Here is a 22963-nt window from a genome sequence, read left to right on the forward strand (position 1 = left end):
TATATTGAAACTAAAAACTATAGACAAACAAGATTTAGTATTTATCGATGAATCTGGGATAGAAGATAATAGCTGTAGAGAACACGGGTGGAGCATTATCGGTCAAAGATGTTATGGTGAAAGGGTCTATCAACATAAATCACTGATTAGTATGATTGCTGGGGTGTCTGCCAAAGATATTATTGCCCCAATAATATTTGATGGGACATGTAATAAGGACATTTTTGAAACTTATGTACAAGAGATATTGATCAAAGAGTTAAAGCCTGGTCAGATAGTAGTAATGGATAATATTAATTTTCATAAAAGTACAAAAGTGAAAACGTTAATTGAATCTTTTGGTTGCAGTATTTTATTTTTACCAACTTACTCTCCTGATTTAAATCCTTACTATTACCCACAAATTTTACCACTAACAATTGATAGCATCATTACGCTCTCTTGAAGGATTTCATATCCCCGCCATAAAGACATTGCTCCGGGCAACCCATCACTCTTTCTTGCCATAAAGCCTCCTAATTTACCAAGCAAAATAATAGCTTCTTTTATATTTGGAGGCTTGCCAGGAGTATTATTTGTTCTGTGCACGCGCATATAAAGCGTTTTCCATTCTTGGGTGGTAAGTATGCTATCGCAGCTCTCTTCAGGACAAGTTGAGGCTATTTTTGATAAATATAAAATTTTAAAAGCAATGAGGCTTTTTATGGCAATTAATTTTTGTAGCTTTGTTTCGGCAGATAAGCGAGAGGCTTCTATCTTGCATCCTGATTTCAGAACTCTAAAATATTCTTCTATTTTCCATCTTAGCTTATACCAAGTTATACGCTCAACAGCATCTTCAAAGCTACTCACGGGGATGTTGGTCAGTATAGTCCAATCGATTGCCTCTACTCCAACAGGGGCATTAATTTCTTTAGCGCTTACAACATAAACAGCTAATTTGTCACTGATTTTGTGATCAGTATTTTCAGGGCCATATAAAGATACAGACCTAATTGGTATGTGCCCATATGTGTATTTAATTTCAACATTTGCTTTTCTTGCTTTATGAAGTCCATTGCCTGGGATTTTCAGTCTAATCTCTTTCTTGGACTGTAGCTTACTTATTTTCGTTTGTATTTTTGTTTTACCATTTTCCGGGCAAATAAATTTCCTATCCTGTCTGTTGCGAATTACAAATTCTGCAGCTGATTCTTCAATTTTCCATAACAAATCAAAGATATCTGCTTCTCTATCTCCAACCGTAATAACTCTAGTATTTTCAGGAATATTGGCAATTGTTTCCTCAAACGCGTTAATCCATTTATAGCTTTCTTTATCTTTGATGTGAGTGATATACTTACGCCTTGCTTTTTCCTTCTGATCCTCTTCCCTTGCGATACGTGCCCAACATTGCTGAGAGGTAAGGCCTAAAGGCAGACCTCCTGGCGTCACTATAATAGTACTATGCATAATAAGACCCTGTTTGTGCTTTGTATAAGCTTTGGAGATACTGCCTAGCCCTTTTGTCTTAATATGAGTGTCATAATCCAGGTAAGTTGTATCCTGAATTGCAAACACTAAATTTTTGCCTTGGATTCTATTTTGTGTTTCCACATGATGCGAAGAATAGACTTCATCTATATCAAACTTATCATTGCTAAATAGTCTGTAAGCTCCCTTCGCATCTTTCCAGGATCTGCAACTTTGATTTATTGTGCCGGATGCTTTGCTATCAAGTAAGTTACTGGTTTTAATAAGCCGATTTATAAGTCTTTTATCTTTAAAGTCAACATGCCTGAGCTCATTCTCTAACCAACCAGTGCTTGATATATTTATCCCGTATGTTACTATATCTTGCATATCGCCTATCCTTCTTATTTAAAATGATCAGTGAATACTCTAGCAGCATTTTATAATTGTGGGTAATAGTAAGATTTAAATCCTATTGAGCATTACTGGTTTAAAATCAAGAACGAAATAAGAAAAACTGTTTCTAATTTTGAGCACTTTTTTGATGCGGTTTACTATGCTCTTAAAAAAGTCACTACCTTATCGCATTAAGCTATAACAGTTCGTTTTTTTAGATATTATCTGAACAATTTTATAAAAATAAAATACAACACTATAGTGCTGCATCACGCCTAGTGAAAGCCTTATATTCATAGCTACCTCTTCGAGGTGTAAAGAAATAATTTTACTGTAGTTAACTTTGAATGACCTGTTAAATACTTATTAACATATACTAACAACTTACACTGACAGGAGAACATATGGAGCATTAATATTATCAACCATTATCTAATTTCGGTGATTATTCTTATATGATTTGCTACCATAGCCAAAGCATATTATAACCAAAACTTACGCTATGTTTGGTTCTAAATATCGTAAAGATGGAGAACGAAGCTGTTGTTGCATATAGTCATCTAAAAGCCCTAACTTTATTTGGTAGACCGTTTTACCTATTTTATTTGCAGTTCTTTTGAGAAAAGCCCAAACTAGAAATGCACAACTAATGTGATTACGTTGGATACGCTGTTTTCTGCATTGGTAACGTTCTATACCAGTCAGTTGCTTAATTTTTCTATGCATGCTCTCAATTACCCATCGCAAGCCAAACTCATCTTGTGCAGCTTTAGAAGATTTTTGAGTTTTGTTATTGGTAACAACATAATCAACTCTGTTGGTAGAAACAGTAAATTTAAACAAATTAACATGCTTATTTTTGGCAAATCCTTTTATATGAATCTCCATTCCATTCTTAATTTCTTCATCTGAAAACGTCAACTTGCTAACAGCTTTATAAGGCTCGTAATCACACGTTTTACTAACATTTCTATTGGCTTTAATAGGGGCATAATAATATTTGCCCAAGGAGTCAACATGTTGCATAATTTTGTGTGTAGCATACCATGTGTCAAAAAGTACAGTTTGAAAAGGAATCTTTTTACTATAAACAGCATTATTGAACATCTTTAGTAGGTGATCTAGTTTCGTCGCTCCATCATGATCAGGTGAAAAAATGCGATAATCTATTACCCAAAACTTATCAATATCGGGGTTATAATATACAAGACTCACTACTCCTATACCGGTAGTAACTCCACCTGTAGCTCCACTATACTGCGATCTAGCAACCTCTATTTTCTTTGTGTTCCTTTTGTTTAACACCGTATCATCAAATATTGTATATCCGTTAGATGAAAAGATAACATCATTCTTAATGTGTTCCCATAACAAAGAAGGAGTATATTTTTCATTTTCTAAAAATCTATTAATAACATCATGGCTACATTTCTTGGCATGTTCAGCGTAGTAGGTTAAACTATAATTCTTTTGGCTAATTGTTAAAAATTGACAGTAATCTGTTCTATTAATTGGTATTGCTTGCAATCTGTTCCTCTTTGACATGTTTAATTATTCTTACAATAATTTATCACTCTTCCACTCATAGCGTAAGTTTTGAAATTAAACTATTGGGGAAGTTTGAGCATTCAAGGCATAGATCAGTTACAAATGCCTTTGTGCATATGGTTGCAGCACTGATAAATTATCAAATGTCTGATAATAAACCTTCTATTACATCTCTCTTGATATGCTAAATCCTATGCTATATTAATTCGAAACTCGCGTAGATTACTGTCAATTTTTAACAATTAGCCAAAAGAATTATAGTTTAACCTACTACGCTGAACATGCCAAGAAATGTAGCCATGATGTTATTAATAGATTTTTAGAAAATAAAAAATATACTCCTTCTGTCATTGCTAAAGTAAAAGGGACCAGTAAATTGCACGAAAAAGGGACCAGAGAATTTGGTGTAACCTAATAAGGTTATAATGTGCAATATTCACTAGATAATTAATTAAAATAAATATCTAGTGATACAATGATAAGAATAAATATGTACACAACAATTATCACCCTTTATAAGCAAGGCAATAGTCAAAGAAATATTGCCAAACTAACGAGAATAGACCGTAAAACAGTAAGAAAAATAGTAAACCGTTATGTAGAGTCTGGTACAGAATCTCCTGCACCCTATGAACGATCTTCAGCACTGGATTCTTGGCACGAACAAATAATTGAGTTATTAGAAAAGAATCTAAGTTACATAAGAATTTTTGAAGAGTTAAAAATTCAAGGTTATACAAAAAGTTATGGTTCGCTAACCCGTTATATCAAAAAATATAAGATACAAAATAACAGTTGCATTCGTTTTCATACTTTAGCAGGAGAGGAAGCACAAGTAGATTTTGGTGACATAGGCTTACAGTATAATTCTAAGGGGCGTAGAGTTAAAGCATATGTATTTAATATGCGTTTAAGTTATAGTCGCCTTGATTATTATGAAGTAGTGTTTGATCAAAGTTGTCAAACATGGATACAATGTCATATCAATGCATTTAATTATTTTGCTGGCAGTCCAAAAGTAATAAAACTTGATAATCTTAAAGCTGGAGTGGTAGATAGCAATTTCTATGAGCCCGTATATCAGAAGGAATACAAACGTTTAGCTGATCATTATGGAATTTTACTTTCTCCTTGTCGTGTATATCAACCTCAAGAAAAAGGCAAAGTAGAATCAGGAATAAAGTATGTCAAAAATAATTTTTTTGCTGGACGTAAATTTCATAGATATGAAGAATTAACACATGATCTTGCTAACTGGTTAAATAAAGCAAATAACCGAATACATGGTACTACTAAAAAAATTCCTCAGGAACTATTTGAGCAAGAAGAAAGTAATAATTTAATGCCTTTACCATTAGAAACGTTTGATTTGTCATCGTGGCATAATCGAAAAGTAGCAAAAGATTGTCATATCACCATAGATAATAATTATTATTCCGTACCGGCAAAATATATATACAGTGAGGTACTGGTACAATTATCACCAAAACTTGTTCAAATATTTTCTATCCAAAATGATTTAATAGCAAGGCACGTTAGAACAGATGGCAAAGGAATATTTACCACTAATCCGTCTCATTATGCCAAATATAAACGTCTATGCCCAGGTTTTATAGAATATAGTGAACATTATCAACAACAAATGCAGCAGATAGGAAATAATTGCAGTTTATTATTAGAGTTATTACAACAAACACGAGTAAATGATTGGCAACGTTGTGCTAGAGGTATTATTTCTTTACGTAAGGTTTACAATGATGAGTTAATAGATAAAGCTTGTCATAGAGCATTACATTACGGTATAAGTTCTTACTCTAAAATTAAAAATATCTTAAATAGTAATGCAGTAAACTTACCATTGCCAGAGTTTGGAGGTCAGAATGCAGAACTTGCTTAATGACCTACGTAGTTTTAGATTATCAGGTATAGTCAATAGCTTAAATGAAAGGATTATTTATGCTCAAAATAATAAACTAGGATTTAAAGAATTTCTCTCACTATTATGTGAAGATGAAAAATCTCACCGTAAGGATAATAATTACCGTCGTCGTAAAAGTGCTGCTAAATTACCAGTCACTAAAAATTTAGAAGACTTTGATTTTCAGTTCCAACCAAGTATTGATGCCAAAGTAATAAGTGATTTATCTACTTGTGATTATATTAATACTAAGGGCAATGTCATATTCATAGGTAATTCTGGAACTGGCAAAACTCATCTTGCTATTGGATTAGCATTAAAAGCTTTAACACGAGAATACTCTGTATATTTTACTACGGTATCGGATATGCTTTATAATTTACATATTGCAAGAGCAGATAATAGCTATCACAAAAAAGTTAAATTACTCTTATCATTTGACTTATTAATTCTTGATGAGTTAGGTTTTAAGCAATTACCAAAACATTCAGTAGATGATTTTTTTAATATTATTGCTAAACGATATGAAAATAAATCTACCATTATTACCACAAACAAGGATTTTGAAAGATGGAATGAAATATTTGCTGATGAGTTATTAACTCATGCAATTATTGATCGAGTAGTACATCATGCACATATACTAAACATCACAGGTAAAAGTTATCGTATTAATAACTATAAATTTGGAGGTCATTTGACATAAAAATTTTTACATATAGTGGTCCCTTTTTCGTGCAATTTACTGGTCCCTTTTTATTTGACAATGACATAAAGGATTCATATGGATATCGTCCAAATAAATCAGCCTTAGAAGCTATAGAGGTAACAAGGCAGAGATGCTGGAAAAATAATTGGGTACTGGAGTTTGACATCAAGGGATTATTCGACAATATACAGCATGCACTTATCATGAGCGCATTGAAGAAACACAATAATAATAAATGGATAGAATTATACATAGGAAGATGGTTAAAAGCAGCAATGCAAAAATCAGATAGGAAAATAGTTACTAAGAGTTGTGGTGTACCTCAAGGAGGAGTAATTAGTCCAATGCTAAGTAATTTGTTCATGCATTATGCATTTGATAAATGGATGGAAAGAAATTATCCAAAAGTTGAATGGTGTCGATATGCAGATGATGGTCTTGTTCACTGTAAAACAGAAAATCAAGCGAAAGAAATATTATCTAAGCTAGTTGAAAGATTTATAGAGTGTGGCATTGAAATGAATTTAGAGAAGACAAAGATAATCTACTGTAAGGATAATAGACGGAAGGATAATTATCCAAGCATATCTTTTGACTTTCTTGGATACACTTTCAGACCTAGAACAGTAAAGAATAGTAAAGAGAATAGGATTTTTACTGGATTTAATCCAGCAATTAGCAAACAGTCTTGTAAAGAAATACGCCAAAAGATAAGAACCTACCAAATATATAAAAGAAGTGGATCAAGCTTAGAAGATATTGCTAGGGTATGTAACCCTAAACTAGTAGGTTGGATTAACTATTATGGTAAGTATGGTATATCAGAATTGGCATGGGTTTTACAACATTTTACTAAGATCTTAGTAAAATGGGCAATGAGAAAATATAAACGGTATACGAGGCATAAAATTAAAGCAATAAAGTATATCCAAAATATTGCGTTGCATAACCCAAATTTATTTGCACATTGGAAAATAGGGATAACAAGAGTGGTTGTTTAATGGAAGCCGTATAAGCTGAGAGGTTTACGTACGGTTTTGAGAGAGGCTAGGGGGAAGAAAATTCTACTGGCCTACTCACCAAATTTCCCAAAGGTTATATAAAAGAAAATATAACAAAAAGAGAAATTACAATGACAGAGAAACAAAATGCTGCAATGGATCAAGCGATAGATTTATTGATCAATAATGATACAGATGTATCAACTTTATTTGCGTAGGATGGTTTATTAAAAGAACTGACCAAGCGTCTTGTAGAGAGAGCTTTACAGTCTGAGATGAATAATCATTTAGGATATATAGCAAGTATAATCAAAGTGCTGCCCAGAATTCACGTAATGGTTATAATACAAAGAATCTAATTACAAAGAATGGTGCTGTTGAGATTGAGGTACCAAGAGATAGAAATAGTAGCTTTGAACCATCATTGGTAGCAAAGCGTCAAAGAAGACTTGATGGTTTTGATGATAAAGTACTATCTTTGTATGCTAAAGGTATGAGTTTATCAGATATAAAATTACAGCTTCAGGAGTTATATGGAGCTGATGTAAGCGAGAGTTTAATTAGCGGGATCACAGATGATATAATAGAGGATGCTAAGCTATGGCAGAGCCGTCCATTAGATCCAGTATATGCTATAGTATTTTTTGATTGTTTAATAGTAAAAGTGCGTCAAGATAAACGTATTATGGGACTGTTGCGAGATGAGAGGGTAGCAGGTATAATAAAAAAATAAAAAATATGTTTATATGTCAGAGTATCAAATGCTAATGGTAAGTTTAGATGAGTTAGTAAATGCGGATCATCAATATCGTAAATTCAAAAGTTTATTCAAATTCAAAGCAGTTGAAGCTGAGTTATTAGCATTAGAATGCGAAGCTAATTATAAAGGATATGGTATAGAGAGGCTGTTTAAATGTTTGCTGCTACAATTTATGGAAGACTTATCTGATCGGGAATTAGAACGTTATTTAGCTGATAGCACAGCGGCGAAATGGTTTTGTAATTTTGCTCTTACAGAAAAGACACCTGATTATAGTGTATTTAGTAAAATACGTAAAAAAATAGGTACTAATTTACTATCAAAAATATTTACAAAATTCCGCGATCAACTACGAGTACAAGGCTATATGGGTGAAGTATTTACCTTTGTAGATGCTTCTCATTTAATCTCAAAAGCTAATCTCTGGGAGGAACGTGATAAACTAAGAGCACAAAAATATGATAAATTGAATAATGAGACTTTGCCTAAGGTTGCAAAGGATAAACAAGCCAAAATTGGCTGTAAGGGAGGGAATAAATTTTGGTATGGTTATAAAAAACATGTGAGTGTTGATATTCAATCAGGCATGATCAATAAGGTTGCAGTTACCCCTGCAAATGTTACCGATAGAAAAGGTTTTAAGCATGTTATGCCAAGTTCTGGTGCTACATATGTTGATAAAGGTTATTGTACAATCTCTACCAAGAATGCAGCAGCTAAAAAGGGAGTCCATCTTTGTGCAATAAAGAAAAATAATATGAAAGATAAGAATTTTGACCTTGATAAATATTATACGAAAATCAGAGCACCTTTCGAGATGGTATTTTCAAAAGATAATAAGCGGGTTAGATATATAGGAATTGCCAAAAATCAATTCTCCGAATTTATGAATGCCATATGTTTTAATTTAAAACGATTAGTGGTTTTAACAACTTTAATGGCTTAAAGAAATTTATTAATAAAAATTCTAACTCTGTAAACAAATCTCTATTAAATTACTACACTATTGAATAACATTTATCTCTATATTAAACAGAATTTCTTTTTTAAAATATTTATTACCTCCTTTCCTCTTATTTTACTATCAAAAATTATCTTTCAACGACCCCATTATCAATAAATCAGTATATGTTGCCTTAGGCGTTGATTTAGAGGGACGGAAAGATATTTTAGGATTGTGGATCAGCGAGAATGAAGGAGCTAAATTTTGGCTTGGTAATTTTACTGAGATGAAAAATAGAGGTATGCAAGACATACTGATAGCATGTAGCGATAACCTTAATGGTATGTCTGAAGCTATAGGTGCTGTTTTTCCAAAGACGGAGCATCAATTATGTATTGTACATCAAATTAGAAATAGTTTAAGATATGTATCATACAAGGACCGGAAAGAGCTTGCTGGTGATTTAAAACCTATAGTCATCTAAAAGCCCTAACTTTATTTGGTAGACCGTTTTACCTATTTTATTTGCAGTTCTTTTGAGAAAAGCCCAAACTAGAAATGCACAACTAATGTGATTACGTTGGATACGCTGTTTTCTGCATTGGCAACGTTCTATACCAGTCAGTTGCTTAATTTTTCTATGCATGCTCTCAATTACCCATCGCAAGCCAAACTCATCTTGTGCAGCTTTAGAAGATTTTTGAGTTTTGTTATTGGTAACAACATAATCAACTCTGTTGGTAGAAACAGTAAATTTAAACAAAATGATACTCCTCGCAGCAGAGCTACGAGGTATCTATCCAAAAAGTTTTAACTGTTTTTGTTGAAATGCTTTATAAGAAGGTTTGCCTGAACCTTGATTTTTACATAATTACGTAATTTCTGCTCATCACCATGTTTACATACTGTGCTCATAAAATATCCTTTACTCCAAAACTCACTTCCCCATAATTTTTCTTTAAGATTTGGATATTTCTTAAACATTTCCTTAGATGTAATACTTTTTATGATTTGAGTTATTTTTGTTGGGCTATACATTGGTATTGACTGTAGTAAAAAATGTACATGTTCTTTATCTACTCCTATTTCCAAAAATCTAATTTCATAACGAGCTTCTATGTCCTCACAAATTTTACATAAATAATCGTCTAGTTCCTCATTGAATATTACTCTTCTATACTTTGCCGGTGTTACTAAATGATATATTAGTACTGTGACATTATCACTTTTATGTATATAACTGCTTTCTTCCATGCATCTAGTATATCACGAAGCAGACCTTCGGGGAATTAAACCCTAAGAGATTAATTAGTTCAGATTGGAAAAGAGCTAGAAGCCTGTAAGCCGAGAGGAGCGACAGCACGACAGCAGTTACTTAATATGTGAGCATCCGACGAGTTACAAAGATGATAACGTCAATTTTTCAAGCAGGGCAAATAATACTTTAAATATTTAAAGAATTAGACTTTATTTTGCATGGTGAGCGAACGGAGTGTACACTTAGTACATGAGTACGTGAATCCATGATAAAATGAAGAAATAATTCTTTAAAGACGACAAGTATTTATACGTTGAATCTAAAATGTACTATATCCCCATCCTGCATTTTATATTCTTTACCCTCTAGTCGCATTTTTCCCACTTCTTTAGCTTTTGCTTCACTACCAAGATTTATGTAATCTGCGTAACCTATTACTTCTGCTCTGATAAAGCCCTTTTCAAAATCAGTATGGATAATACCGGCAGCCCCTGGTGCAAGAGTGCCATCTTTAAAAGTCCAGCTATGAGCTTCTTTCGGACCGATCGTAAAAAAGCTTTTAAGGTTTAAGAGATTATACCCTTCTTTAATTACTCTACTTAAGCCCGTTTCTTCAAGGTCAATACTATTTAGGAATTTTTTTTTCTCTTCCTCATCTTCAAGCAAAACAATATCTGCTTCTATTTTTGAGGAAATAATAACGCTTTTAGCATCTTCTTTTTTTGCCTGCTCTGCTACTAATTTTGTAAGCTCGTTACCACTTGCTGCATCTTTTTCAAGCACATTACACACATATAGCACAGGCTTAGAGGTAAGCAGCTGTAACTGCTTTAGATTATCAGCTCCTAAAGTTTTATTTAGCACTCTTGCAGGTTTACCGTCAGCTAACACTTTATGAACTTCTTTTAATAGCTCTATCTGATCTGCTAAAGTCTTATCACCTGATTTCAAACGTTTTTCACTTGTAGCTAGTCGCTTTTCCATCGATTCTATATCGGCAAGTATTAGCTCCATCTCAATTATTTCAAGGTCATGAATCGGATCAACCTTATTATGCACGTGCGTTACGTCTTCATCCTCAAAACAACGTAACACATGCAATATTGCATCTACTTCTCTAATGTTTGATAAGAACTTATTACCAAGCCCCTCCCCTTTGCTTGCACCTTTAACAAGACCTGCAATATCGACAAATTCTATGTAAGACGGGATGATTTTGTTACTGCCTACAAGCACTGCTAATTTATGTAAACGTTCATCCGGCACTGAAACAACGGCACTATTTGGCTCAATCGTGCAAAACGGATAATTAGCAGCTTCCGCTGCCACGCTTGCCGTTAAAGCATTAAATAACGTTGACTTACCGACATTCGGCAAACCTACAATTCCTAATTTTAATGTCATAAATCTTTCCTTAGTAAATACATAACTGAATCTTTTTCATAGCCGTGTCTTGTAAATTCTAGCTTATATCCTAATTTTTTATAAAATGGTTTAGCCTGAAAATCCATAGTTGATAAAACAACAAAATTACAGCCACGCTCACGTGCTAGATTTTCAGCTTTTTCTATTAATAAACTTCCGTAATTTTGATTTCTATAATTTTCATCTACAAATAATGAACTAATATATAAACCACCCCAAAAACTTACACCGCCAATTCCGGCAATAAAATTTTTATCTTGATCTAAACATGAAAACGAAAAAGATTTTAAATCTCCTGTTAAGCCTTTTATTTTGCGTACATCTTTATTAAAAGCTTCCTGAATTATAGCTGAATAGGTTTTATCCATTTCTTCAGCATATATAATTTCAAAATTTCGTGTCATAATTTTTTTTTAGCTAATTTGGTGTTGTTTTATAATTCCAGTGTCATCCCGTGGAGGCATTGTTGCGTGGATCATTCTCTTCTGTCATCCCGTGATTTATTCACGGGATCCAGTTAAAAATACTAATAAAATTAGTATTTTTTATTATTTTCTGGATCTAGTTCCCAAGCCACGGTATGACTACCTTAGGGCGTTTTTCGATCCACGCAACAAAGCCTCCCGTCGCTTAACCAAGGGATGACAGGAGCGATACCTAAACCATCTTACTCTTAAACTCTTCTAGTTTATTCTCTAGTATTAAATTAAAGTTATCAGTTATTTTATCTATAGCCTGCTCTGCTATTACATATTCAGATTTAGAGAAATTATTAAGTACATAATCTGCTACATCTTGACTATTTTGTGGTCTACCAACTCCAATCCTAATACGATTATAATTATTTCCTATAATTCCATCAATGGACTTCAAACCATTATGCCCACCGTTTCCACCACCAATTTTAAACTTTATTCTACCAGAATCTAAATCAATATCATCATGAATAACAAAGATTTTTTCAAGAGGAATATTATAATATGTTTTTACCGCTATTACCGACTTACCCGATAAATTCATGTAAGTAGTAGGTTTTATGAATATTAGCTTTTGCCCGTTATTAGTACTTTCAGCAATTTCACAATGAAATTTCTTCTTTATACTAAATGATGTATCATATTGCTTTGCTATATTCTCTAAAGCAATAAATCCTATATTATGACGTGTATGCTCATAATCTTTACCTGGATTACCAAGACCAATAATAAGCATCATAGTGTTACCTAAATGTAATGAAAAGTTTTTGAAGATAGATATGATTTGAAATAGGATGAGGTGTTGCGTATGCCATTCCAATGTGGATCGTATGTTATTGTATAGCTTGAAAAAAGTGTTCAATGTCATTCCTGCAAAAACAGGAATCCAGCATACAGCAAGAGTAACCAACCTTTTATTTTTCAAAACTTATTGTGTGCATATTTATTTTTCATGGATCCTTACCTTTGCAAGAATGACATGAGTATGGCATCAAGAGCCATGTAACAAAAGCGATTTGCTAACTAAATTTCTTAAAAAATATACTGGATACCGTGTCGGGACCACGGTATGACATCGAGTGCCTTTTTAGAGCCACGCAACGTCCTAAGCCAATATTACTTCGCTGCTTCAGCAGTTTGTTCGCCCTCGGCTTCAGTTTTTGCACCTCTACGTCCTATTATAGTTGCAAGCACAAATTCTTTTTTTGTAGTAAAGCTACAACCTTCTGGTAGTTTTACTTTTGAAGATTTTAATGAAGTAGCAATCGGCATATTAGTAACGTCAATAGTTACATTTCTCGGGATATTATTAACATCACATAATAAAGTAACTCTTCTTTTTACTATATTGAAATATCCGCCTCTTTTAACGCCTAATGCTCTTTCTTTTCCTTCATATACTACAGGAACTTCCATTTTTTGGGTTTTATCTTCTAAAAAAACAAAATCAACGTGGCGTACTATATCTGTAACAGGATGTAATTCTACAGCTTTCGGCAATACTTTATATTGCGTGCCTTCAATTGTTAAATTAATTAACTGAGATATAAAAGCTGGCTTTCTATAATATTTTGTTATTTCTTTTTCTTCTAAAGAAATACTAACTGGGGTTTTCTTTGCACCATAAATAATAGCAGGAACACGCCCTTCTCTTCTTAAGGCTCTTGCTGCACCCGTACCAAATTCATTGCGAGACTTTGCTTCAAGTTCTAATATTTCACTCATTATTTCAACACTTTAAACTTTATAAAAAGGTTATAATAGTACTAATTAATCTAAAATTCAAGATATATTTGTAATTACTCTATGCCTACAAATTTATGTATTTGTACTGACAACCTAGCACCGCTCTCTAAAACTAATTTTACTGCTAATTTGTTATTTTCTTTGTTAAGTTTTTGATCATTTTGATCCATAGGCTGAACAAAAACTGGTATATTATAAGCTGTTTGTCCTATTTCAGGTATTAAGCTATACTCTAAAATATTCTTAGCAACGATAAATTTTATAGCACTAATTTTAGGCAATAAATCTTCTCTGATTTTGCTATAGCCATTTTTACCTGCTTTAGGCGAGCATATTATAGATACTTCATCTGACAAAGAACGATATAACGTGCCGTTAGTTTCTATCTGCACCTTAAAACCTTGTTCTAATAATTCTTGGCATAATAACTCTATAGGTTGACGCATCGGCTCACCACCGGTTATCACTATTAGCTTAACTGACCACTTGTTTTTAGAGTTTAAAGCCATTAGATTAACCTTAGATAAAATATCATCTGTTTTGATTGTTTTAAAATCTTCAAATTCTGTATCACAAAAATCGCATGCAAGGTTACACCCTCCAAGCCTAATGAAAATAGCAGGAACACCTACAAATATCCCCTCCCCTTGGATCGTCTTAAAAATAGACTGCACTTGCAATTCCGTTCCGTCACCTTTTAATATTCCTCTTTTAGGATTCTGCCCAAACATTATATTTAATAAATAAGTACTAATCTTAGCAATTATAGCATATATTATAAAAAACGTCTTGCAATAAATCGTAAAAAAACTATTATGTAGCTTCTAATCGGTAACATGGCTTTGGTATGCCTAATAATTACCGGCAAAATACTAAAATCTTAGTAAATACCAATTAAAGGAAAAATCATGCCTAAATTAAAGACAAAATCTGCTGTAAAAAAGCGTTTTAAACTTACTGCTAGTGGTAAGGTCATTGCAACACAAGCACGTAAAAATCACTTTAGACGTCGTCGTACTAAAGCTCAAATTCGTAATCTTCGAGGAACTACTATTCTTTGCCCTCAAGACGGAGATAATATTAAAAAATACTTTTTACCATATGGTATCAATTAATTTAACTAAGGAGCTATAAGTAATGACACGTGCAAAATCAGGAAAAATTTCCAAAAATCGCCATAAAAAAATCCTCAAACTTGCAAAAGGTTATAGAGGTAGAGCAAGTACTTGCTTTAGAGTAGCTATTGAAAAAGTAGAAAAAGGGCTACAATATGCTTATAGAGATCGTAGGAATCGTAAGCGTGATTTCAGAGGTCTGTGGATTCAAAGAATAAATGCCGCAGTAAGAGAGCATGGTTTAGTATATTCTCAGTTTATGGGAGCTCTTAAAAAAGCAGAAATCGATATAGATCGTAAAGTCCTTGCAGAACTTGCTGTAAATAACGATGAAGGATTTGCAAGTATCGTTGAACAAGCAAAGGCACATATTTAATATAGACAACGTCGTTGCGAAGCCACTTTGCTGCTGTGGCAATCTCAGGATTTTTTCACCAGATTGCTTCATCAAAACTTATAGTTTTTCCTCGCAATGACATTTATTTCATTATAAAGTAATTAATTTTCGTTTGGTATAAATATTATGAAGCGTACATTTCAACCTAGTAATTTAGTAAGAAAAAGAAGACATGGTTTTAGAGCTAGAATGGCTACTGCCTCTGGAAGAGCAATTTTAAGAAACCGTCGTGCTAAAGGCAGAAAAAAACTATCCGCATAAATAATAATCTGACCTATTCAATTGTTTATCACCTCTTTAAAAAATCAAAAGGAATTTGAGCTTATAAATAAGCTTGGCAAAAAATTTCATGAAAAATATTTTATTTTGGTGATAGCAAAGAATATCCCAAAAATCTTTCTTGAATCAAAATATAATATCTTTCTAGGAATAAAAGTTAGCAAAAAGCTAAATAAAAAGGCTGTAGTGCGTAATAAAATTAAAAGACGCATAAAACATCTTATTAGGCTTATTTGTAACAATTCTAATCTTAAAAAGCTTGCGATGATAATTATTCCAAGAGAGGGCTTCGATACGGCAGACTTTTCAGTATTAAATCACGAATTAAGCAAAGCAATTTTAGATTTTTACAATTCAAAAAAATAACACACTGAATTTTGTGACAGGCATGAGAGTAGGCTTTACCTGCATGGATCATTTCTTCCTGTCATCCCGCGGCAGCATTGTTGCGTGATTCCGATGTCATTCTTAGCTAAAAGCAGGAATCCAGGAAAAAAATCATAAATACAGCAAATTTTAAAATTAAAAGCGTAGGTTATCTCGCTTTATATGTAGAAGTCAAGATTTGATCTTACAGGCACTATAAAAATTATATCTGAATATCTGATAAATTATGACTGTCAGATGAGTATTCAAGATATAAGATTTCATTGTTCTTTTCAATAGCTAATTTCTTACTATCCTTAAAAGTTTGCATAGGCGTTTTACCATAACAATATTTTCCTGAATGTGGTCGCTCATTATTGAAATGCTCTAACCAAATATCAAGATCTAATTGTAAATCATCAAGATCAGTGTAGATCTTTTTCCGCATAGCTGTATCAAAGAATTCTTGTTTCATAGTTTTATTAAAACGTTCACACATACCATTTGTTTGAGGAGAATATGCTTTAGTAATAGTATGTTCTATACCTTCGATACTTAGAAATAATTCAAAAGCATGATGCTCTATATTTCCCTTATATTCTGACCCACAATCTGTCAGAATACGAAGTATTGGTATGCCTTGAGTTTCATACCATGGTAACACGCGGTCATTAAGCATATCAGCAGCAGTTAAAGCTGTTTTATCAGTATATAGTTTAGCATCAGCTACTCTGCTATAGCTATCAATAAATACCTGAGAATAAACCTTACCTATACCCTTAAAATTTCCTACATAATATGTATCTTGGCATCCTAGATAACCTGAATGCTGTGTCTCAATCTCGCCATGGGCTTCTTTTTCGCTACGTCGTTTCTCTAGTACTTGTAACTGAGATTCAGTAAGTACAATACCATCCTGAGCCATCCTTGCTTCTAATGCTTTAAGCCTTTTATTGATATTGTTTAAATCATTACGTAACCAAATTGATCTCACTCCTCCAGGTGATACAAGTATACCGCTCTTCTTAAGCTCATTTGATACTCGAATCTGTCCATATGCTGGATATTCTATTGCCATATCCATTACTGCCTTCTCTATCGCTGGATCAACTCTATTCGCTATTATTGGCTTCTTCCGGCTAATCTCATACAACGCTTCTTCACCACCAGTTTCATACAGTTCTTTAAATCTGTAATAACTATCTCTGCTATAGCCCATCGCTTTACATGCTGATGATATGCTACCAAGACTCTTAGCGAGTTCTAGTAATCCTAATTTTGGCTTTATTATTTTTTGATTTAAGTTCATTTCTTATCTCCATTTAATAATTAATTTATTTTACTAAATGTAAGATAAAATCTCAACTATTACACTAAAAAATATTAAAATTATGTACGACAAACACTGTCGTATTACTTTGATGTGCGACAATTAAACCCTAAGAGATTAAAAAGTGTAATACAACAAGTTTTTAAAACTAAAAACTCGCTTCGTCTTGTGCTTTATGCTGGATCTAATTTCCAAGCCATCAGGATGGTAGAGATAAATGATTGACGCAGGCAATGCCTTTGTGGGAATGATGTAAAAGCCTTATTGCATAGATCAAAAAACACTTTCGGTATAATCCCGTGGCTTATCCAATAGTGCAAATAAATATAGTGATAAAGGTGGGATTCTTCTTTCACCCTTATCACTGACTATCAAAATGTTATTTCAAACTCAAGATTTTTAACACAACATTTATATCTAACGTGTTGGGCTATTTCTCCCTGCTAAAGTTTTTCTTAGATCATCTTGAAAATTATTATTTCCTTGCTGCTTATTTCCATCTTGAGGTGTTTGCATAGTTTTTAATTTCTCTTGCAATTTCGGTGGAATATCAGGCATTTGAGATGACTTTTGAGCATCCCCACCCTTTCCTGGCATTGGAGAAGAAGGCGGTGGTGGCGGAATAGGAGCACCTTGTCCTGGCATTGGAGGCGGTGGTGGTGGCGGAATAGGAACACCTTTCCCTGGAGGAGGCGGTGGTGGTGGCGGTATAACACCAGGTTTTAGAGGTTGTGTAGCTGGATTACCAGCGATTATAGCCTTACTAGCAGTTTCTTCTTTTAATCTTTGCTCTTTTTTAAGCCTAATTGCTTCCATAGCACCTTGTTGCTGCTTATCAGCCGCTGTAGGCTCGCCTTTTAAAGCAGTAGATTGTGAGGTTTTATTAAACTGCTTCTCTCTTTCTTCAGAAGTACTTATAGTATTATATTCTTTTTTTATGCTTTCAATATGCTTACTAATTCCATCTAATTCCTTGCCAATTCTCCATTTTTCTTCTTTAGGAGTATTAGAATCAGCCTTTTTTTCTTCAAGCTTTTTCTTTTTATTTTGTAGCTCTTCCTGCTTTTGCTTTAGTTCCTCTAAACGTTTTTTGTGATTATCTATTTGTACTTTAGGTTCTTCGTTTTTAGTTACTGGAGCATCAATAGCTTGCTTTTTTTGTGCATTTTTCCAAGCTAACTCTTCTGCAAAAGTATTAAATTTTGGCTTTTCTACTGGTTGAGTTTTTGCCGGCTGCATGCCTATCTCTGCTTGTTTGAGATCCTGAAAGTTTGTTACAGAAGCCAAAGGAATGTTTTTAGTATCAGGTATTTCTGGATCAGCTTGTTGTACTTTTGCGGTAGTTTCTTTTATTTGATTATGAAGATCTACCACTGAATTTGCTTTTCTTAGTTCTTGTTCAGGATTATTATAATAATTTTCTAAGTCCTGTTTCAAATAATCATATGTTGCTTTGATAGAAGTAACTTTAGTTTCAAAGCTTGCTGCAATTTGAGCTGCTAATTTTAAAGATTGCTCTGATCCACCTTTAGGCTGAATCACAAGTTTACTTTTTTCTCCTAAAAACCATTTTGATAAAATATTTGGCTTATAAACTTGTATTTCTACTTCTGCATTATCTGCTTTAACTGATATGCTACCCTCATAACCTGTGAATTTATTAAGCCATGTTTTTGGTTGTTTATGCTCTGCAGTTACATTATTTCCTAGATTAGAAAAAACGTTTTTTATATCTGTTTTTGCTGTTAAAAAATTATCTAGTTTTTTAAAAGTTTTATCATTTTGAGAACTTATACCAGCTATCTCGTAACCAGTAGCAGTTTCTATAAAATTTGATTCAAAAGGCTCTGCTTTTATTCCATTATAAATATTTTCTAAGAACTCATTGCCAAAATTTTTACCACTCTTAATTCCTTGTAATTTACTTTCTGTATTTAAACCTTTTAGTTGATCCTTAAACTGATCAATGGTCCATTTATCTTTTACGCTAGGATTATGAAGATTAGTATTAAGACCTACAGTAGCATAAGCTGATATAAAAGCTGCATCTGCATGATTTATTTCGTTAGCAGCATTTTGCTCGTAATATTTAGAGGCAAAGCTTTCAACTAACCTATCTATTTTTTGAGCCTCACCTGGTAATTTAAAAGCCTTTAAAAACTCTCTTAAACTTTTCAAATAATTTTTATCTTTAAAATCAAATTGTTTAATAAAATGATCCAATACTTTTTTATTATCTTCTCCATCTGTTCCAAGATAATCTCCAACAGCTACTAAATCTAAATTATTTTTTTCCTCACGAAAAAACTTAGCTGTCTCTTCTGCAAAATCTTTATTATTACTAGCACACCATTCTTTGATCTTATTAATTCCATCTTTAGGTTTATCATTAAAGGAACTTATTACTTCTCTTTTTATTAACGGATCCATAACTATCTCTCATAAGTTAATTATTATTAATCTTTAATATAGCTATTTTATAGCTTCAACACAAGCAAAAGTTGCGATTTTTAATATTTCACTTGCTGATAGCGTGGCTTGCAGGATTTGAACAGGTTTTTCAAAACCATTTGTTATAGGACCTATAAAGCTATTTGAAGAAAACTCTTGAAGTAGTTCAGTAGAGATAGCGGCAGAGTTTAGACCAGGCATAATAAGGACGTTAGCAGGACCGGATAACCTACAAAATTTATATAATTTACGTAAATTAGAATCCAAGGCAACCTTAACTGACATTTCGCCATCATATTCAAAATCTACTTCCATATCATTAAGCTTTGATTTATCTTCACTAAAATTATCAAGTATATTTACTGCTTCACGAATACGAGCTGTTTTTTCCTTAGAAGAATTGCCAAAACTTGAAAATGAAAGAAGAGCAACACGCGGAATAACTCCCATATCTCTAGCTATTTCTGCTGTTTGAGCTGCTATTTCTGCGAGCTCGTGACTATTTGGATATTCAGTAATGCAGTTGTCAGAAATAATAATATTATTGTCTTTTGCAATCATAATAGAATAACCTAGAATTCTACGATTAGGTTTTCGTGAAATGACTTTTAGTATATCTTCTAAACTATCAACATAGCTTTTTGTAATACCTGTTAAAAGTGCATCACCATCACCACAGGCAAGCATACAAGCAGCAAAAATATTCTTATCAGTTTTAACAAGCTTAGCACAATCTCGGTATAAATAACCTTTGCGTTGCAACCTTTTATATAAATAATCAATATATATTTCAAGCTTATCGGTTAGAGCGGCATTCATTACAGTAATACCATCTAGGCTAATATCCTGCCCTAATTGTTTTAGCTTTGCTTCAATTCGTTCCATGCGACCGATCAAGATGGGATTTCCATATTTCTCATCCCGCATCATTATTGCAGCAACGATTATTTCTTCTTCTTCTCCTTCAGCGAAAATAATTCTCTTAAATGGTGCGTTATGGATTTTTTCAGATAAGAAATTCTTATAGTTAGAAGTAGGGTTTAATCTACTTTCTAATTCTTTTTTATATTTATTGAGATTAAAATCAGAAATTTTAGCCACATCACTATCTATTGCTGCTTTAGCTACCGCCACCGGCACTACTGTAATTAAACGAGGATCAAACGGAACAGGGATAATATATTCATTACCGAAAATCATCTTGCGACCAGCATATGCCTTATATACTTCCTCAGGCACAGGCTTGCGTGCAAGCTCTGCTATAGCTTTTGCTGCTGCTATTTTCATTTCTGTATTGATAGTTTTAGCTCTAACATCTAATGCTCCCCTAAAAATATAAGGGAAACCCATAACGTTATTAATCTGATTATTATAATCAGAACGACCTGTTGCGATAATTGCATCTGTACGAACCTGCCTTACTTCTTCCGGCGTAATTTCCGGATCGGGGTTAGCCATAGCAAAAATAATCGGATTATTTGCCATTTTGCTGACCATTTCTTTAGTGACTGCACCTTTTACAGATAATCCTATAAATACATCTGCATCTTTTAATGCACTTTCTAAAGTCCGCAAGGCAGTGTTATTTGCATGCAATTCTTTCCATTTATTCATACCATCCGTGCGACCTTGATAGATAACGCCTTTGGTATCACATAGAATAATTTTTGATTTATCTGCTCCGAGAGCAATCAATAGATCAATACAAGCAATAGCAGCAGCACCCGCCCCATTAACTACTATTTTTAAATTCTCTAACCTGCGGTTAGTAATATGAGCAGCATTAATTAGCCCTGCTGCGGTGATAATTGCTGTTCCGTGCTGATCATCATGAAATACCGGTATATCCATTAAAGATTTTAACTTCTCTTCAATAACAAAACATTCTGGAGCTTTGATATCTTCGAGGTTAATTCCGCCGAAACTATAACCAAGATATTTTACGGCATTAATAAACTCTTCTGGATCTTTAGTATCTACTTCTAAATCTATTGCATCAATATCAGCAAACTTTTTGAAAAGTACTGCTTTACCCTCCATTACTGGCTTTGAGGCAGCAGCTCCTAAATTACCAAGCCCAAGCACCGCAGTACCATTAGAAATCACAGCAACTAGATTTCCACGTGCCGTATATTTATACATCTCATCAGTATCCTTAGCGATCTCAAGACAAGGAGCAGCAACACCTGGAGAATAAGCAAGCGATAAATCATGCTGCGTAACAAGCGGCTTAGTTGCAGAAATAGCAATTTTACCTGGTTTATCTTTTTGATGATACTCAAGTGCTTCAGTGTAATTTATTTTGTTCATTTCATCCATTTTTTAGATATTCCTGTTTTATTTATTAATTTTGTCATTGCGAGGAGATGCGTAACATCGACGCGGCAATCTCATTAAGCATCCTGAGATTGCTTCGTCGCTACGCTTCTTGCAATGACGCTCATCCTACTAAATACATAATAATCGATATAGTAACTACCGAGAAGAAAGTTGTAAATGTTATAATCGATGCCATCAAATCAGGATCACCGCCAAGCTGACGTGATAAAACATAAGCAGTGCTTGCACATGGCAGTGAGCTATATAATATCCCTACCGATCTATCTATTCCACTAATTGACATCATCCACAGTATTACTACACTCACTAACGGAAAAGCAATTAACTTAATAAAACTTGTAAATACTATGCTATGTAAAAGCTCTTGCCTAATAGTAAAATTAAGCCCTGCCCCAACATTTAACATACCAATTGCTAAAGCAGCGTTAGAAAGGCTATCTAAAGTTTTCTTAAGACCTAAATGTAGTTCAAGATTTGAGTAATTAAAAACAAACCCTACTAGGCTGGCAATAATAAGCTGGTTACGTATAATTAGCTTGATCATTAAAACCAAACTTGTTCTAATAGTGGTAGTGACAGACTTATCAGGAACGTAATATGCAAAAATCATTACCGATAAAATATTTGTGATGATAATCATATAAGAAGAAATAACAGCGACGATAGAAAGACCGCTAGGACCAAGTAAGGGACTCGCTGCTCCAAAAAAAATGTAGCTATTATAACGAATTGATCCTTGAAAAATAGAAGTGAATTCTATTTTATCAATATTATATTTTCTTTGATAAATTATTAGACCTAAGGTAATAAGAAGTGTAGAAATAATAAGAGCGATTACTAGCTTGATTATTGAAGCAACACTTAAATCAGCTGTAGAGATATAGTTAAAAAGCATTGCAGGAAACAATACAAAATAGGATAACTTCTCTATGCCTCGCCAAAATTCTTCTGAAGTTAGCCATTTATTTTTTATAATACTACCAAGTAAGGTAATTAAAAAAATCGGCAACGTACTGCAAAAAATATCATTCATATTCGATGTCATGCCGCGAC

At 33.3% G+C, this 22963-nt stretch carries 20 protein-coding genes and 6 pseudogenes; 13 read left to right on the plus strand and 13 right to left on the minus strand.

Going from position 1 to position 22963, the window contains the following annotated elements:
• The first annotated feature begins 4 nt into the window (after window positions 1-4).
• Window positions 5-445, plus strand: a complete 441-nt coding sequence (locus ACOAL3_RS07990) for an IS630 family transposase (RefSeq protein WP_419234784.1) — start codon at window positions 5-7, stop codon at window positions 443-445.
• Here ACOAL3_RS07990 and ACOAL3_RS07995 read toward each other — a convergent pair.
• Window positions 394-1842 (minus strand): IS4 family transposase, encoded by a 1449-nt coding sequence (locus tag ACOAL3_RS07995; RefSeq protein ID WP_419234585.1) that lies wholly within the window; start codon window positions 1840-1842, stop codon window positions 394-396. The genes ACOAL3_RS07990 and ACOAL3_RS07995 overlap by 52 nt on opposite strands.
• Window positions 1843-2343: 501 nt before the next feature.
• A complete protein-coding gene (locus ACOAL3_RS08000) occupies window positions 2344-3375 on the minus strand; it encodes an IS701 family transposase (protein ID WP_473198142.1) in 1032 nt (343 codons plus the stop codon).
• A 71-nt stretch (window positions 3376-3446) separates the two neighbouring features.
• On the opposite strand from ACOAL3_RS08000, the pseudogene ACOAL3_RS08005 reads away from it, so the two are divergent.
• From ACOAL3_RS08005 to ACOAL3_RS08035, 8 genes and pseudogenes are all read left to right on the plus strand, one after another.
• A pseudogene (locus ACOAL3_RS08005) lies at window positions 3447-3584 on the plus strand (IS982 family transposase); the annotation flags it as partial.
• 53 nt (window positions 3585-3637) lie between these two features.
• A pseudogene (locus tag ACOAL3_RS10935) lies at window positions 3638-3748 on the plus strand (IS701 family transposase); the annotation flags it as partial.
• Window positions 3749-3886: 138 nt separating this feature from the next.
• The gene (gene istA / locus ACOAL3_RS08010; protein WP_419234561.1) at window positions 3887-5293 is read left to right on the plus strand and encodes an IS21 family transposase; all 1407 of its coding nucleotides are present in this window, start codon (window positions 3887-3889) and stop codon (window positions 5291-5293) included.
• Window positions 5277-6020 carry an IS21-like element helper ATPase IstB gene (gene istB, locus ACOAL3_RS08015; RefSeq protein WP_419234522.1) on the plus strand — a complete coding sequence of 248 codons (744 nt, stop codon included), beginning with the start codon at window positions 5277-5279 and terminating at the stop codon, window positions 6018-6020. The genes istA and istB overlap by 17 nt, the downstream gene beginning before the upstream one ends.
• 29 nt (window positions 6021-6049) lie before the next feature.
• A complete protein-coding gene (locus ACOAL3_RS08020; protein ID WP_419234785.1) occupies window positions 6050-7024 on the plus strand; it encodes a reverse transcriptase domain-containing protein in 975 nt (324 codons plus the stop codon).
• Window positions 7025-7155: 131 nt separating this feature from the next.
• Window positions 7156-7712, plus strand: a pseudogene (locus ACOAL3_RS08025) (transposase); the annotation flags it as partial.
• 58 nt (window positions 7713-7770) lie between these two features.
• Window positions 7771-8730: a transposase gene (locus ACOAL3_RS08030; protein WP_419234540.1), complete on the plus strand. Its 960-nt coding sequence runs from the start codon at window positions 7771-7773 to the stop codon at window positions 8728-8730.
• 160 nt (window positions 8731-8890) lie between these two features.
• Window positions 8891-9202 (plus strand): annotated as a pseudogene (locus tag ACOAL3_RS08035) (transposase); the annotation flags it as partial.
• Here the strand turns inward: ACOAL3_RS08035 and ACOAL3_RS10940 are convergent.
• The 7 genes and pseudogenes from ACOAL3_RS10940 to ACOAL3_RS08070 form a co-directional block, all read right to left on the minus strand.
• Window positions 9191-9502, minus strand: a pseudogene (locus ACOAL3_RS10940) (transposase); the annotation flags it as partial. The pseudogenes ACOAL3_RS08035 and ACOAL3_RS10940 overlap by 12 nt on opposite strands.
• 21 nt (window positions 9503-9523) lie before the next feature.
• Window positions 9524-9981: pseudogene (gene tnpA, locus ACOAL3_RS08045) on the minus strand (IS200/IS605 family transposase).
• A gap of 310 nt (window positions 9982-10291) precedes the next feature.
• On the minus strand, window positions 10292-11389 hold the full coding sequence (gene ychF, locus ACOAL3_RS08050; RefSeq protein ID WP_419234786.1) for a redox-regulated ATPase YchF: 1098 nt from the start codon (window positions 11387-11389) through the stop codon (window positions 10292-10294).
• On the minus strand, window positions 11386-11814 hold the full coding sequence (locus tag ACOAL3_RS08055) for a GNAT family N-acetyltransferase (protein ID WP_419234787.1): 429 nt from the start codon (window positions 11812-11814) through the stop codon (window positions 11386-11388). Before ACOAL3_RS08055 ends, ychF begins: the two co-directional genes overlap by 4 nt.
• Window positions 11815-12067: 253 nt before the next feature.
• Entirely contained in the window at window positions 12068-12625 is a 558-nt protein-coding gene (gene pth / locus ACOAL3_RS08060; protein ID WP_395476480.1) for an aminoacyl-tRNA hydrolase, read from the minus strand.
• Between the two features lie 377 nt (window positions 12626-13002).
• Complete coding sequence (locus ACOAL3_RS08065; protein ID WP_011477528.1) at window positions 13003-13611, minus strand: 50S ribosomal protein L25/general stress protein Ctc; 609 nt, start codon at window positions 13609-13611, stop codon at window positions 13003-13005.
• A gap of 74 nt (window positions 13612-13685) precedes the next feature.
• Window positions 13686-14363, minus strand: coding sequence for a 7-carboxy-7-deazaguanine synthase QueE (locus tag ACOAL3_RS08070; RefSeq protein ID WP_419234788.1), 678 nt, complete (start codon window positions 14361-14363; stop codon window positions 13686-13688).
• Window positions 14364-14540: 177 nt separating this feature from the next.
• Here ACOAL3_RS08070 and rpmI point away from each other — a divergent pair, with 177 nt between their 5' ends.
• From rpmI to rnpA, 4 genes are all read left to right on the plus strand, one after another.
• On the plus strand, window positions 14541-14747 hold the full coding sequence (gene rpmI / locus ACOAL3_RS08075) for a 50S ribosomal protein L35 (RefSeq protein ID WP_395476482.1): 207 nt from the start codon (window positions 14541-14543) through the stop codon (window positions 14745-14747).
• A gap of 22 nt (window positions 14748-14769) precedes the next feature.
• A complete protein-coding gene (rplT, locus tag ACOAL3_RS08080; protein ID WP_395476483.1) occupies window positions 14770-15123 on the plus strand; it encodes a 50S ribosomal protein L20 in 354 nt (117 codons plus the stop codon).
• Window positions 15124-15270: 147 nt separating this feature from the next.
• On the plus strand, window positions 15271-15405 hold the full coding sequence (gene rpmH, locus ACOAL3_RS08085) for a 50S ribosomal protein L34 (protein WP_011477532.1): 135 nt from the start codon (window positions 15271-15273) through the stop codon (window positions 15403-15405).
• Window positions 15406-15426: 21 nt separating this feature from the next.
• Window positions 15427-15789 carry a ribonuclease P protein component gene (gene rnpA / locus ACOAL3_RS08090; protein WP_395476484.1) on the plus strand — a complete coding sequence of 121 codons (363 nt, stop codon included), beginning with the start codon at window positions 15427-15429 and terminating at the stop codon, window positions 15787-15789.
• A 223-nt stretch (window positions 15790-16012) separates the two neighbouring features.
• Here the strand turns inward: rnpA and ACOAL3_RS08095 are convergent, their stop codons facing one another.
• The 4 genes from ACOAL3_RS08095 to ACOAL3_RS08110 all read right to left on the minus strand — a co-directional run bounded on the left by ACOAL3_RS08095 (window position 16013) and on the right by ACOAL3_RS08110 (window position 22943).
• A complete protein-coding gene (locus ACOAL3_RS08095) occupies window positions 16013-17098 on the minus strand; it encodes an IS481 family transposase (RefSeq protein WP_419234789.1) in 1086 nt (361 codons plus the stop codon).
• 438 nt (window positions 17099-17536) lie between these two features.
• Window positions 17537-19549 (minus strand): T4SS guanine nucleotide exchange effector RalF, encoded by a 2013-nt coding sequence (gene ralF, locus ACOAL3_RS08100; RefSeq protein ID WP_419234790.1) that lies wholly within the window; start codon window positions 19547-19549, stop codon window positions 17537-17539.
• 42 nt (window positions 19550-19591) lie between these two features.
• Entirely contained in the window at window positions 19592-21889 is a 2298-nt protein-coding gene (locus ACOAL3_RS08105) for an NADP-dependent malic enzyme (protein ID WP_419234791.1), read from the minus strand.
• 121 nt (window positions 21890-22010) lie between these two features.
• Entirely contained in the window at window positions 22011-22943 is a 933-nt protein-coding gene (locus ACOAL3_RS08110) for an AEC family transporter (protein ID WP_419234792.1), read from the minus strand.
• Between the last annotated feature and the right edge of the window lie 20 nt (window positions 22944-22963).

This window comes from Rickettsia endosymbiont of Nabis limbatus (assembly GCF_965196655.1).
GTDB lineage: Bacteria > Pseudomonadota > Alphaproteobacteria > Rickettsiales > Rickettsiaceae > Rickettsia.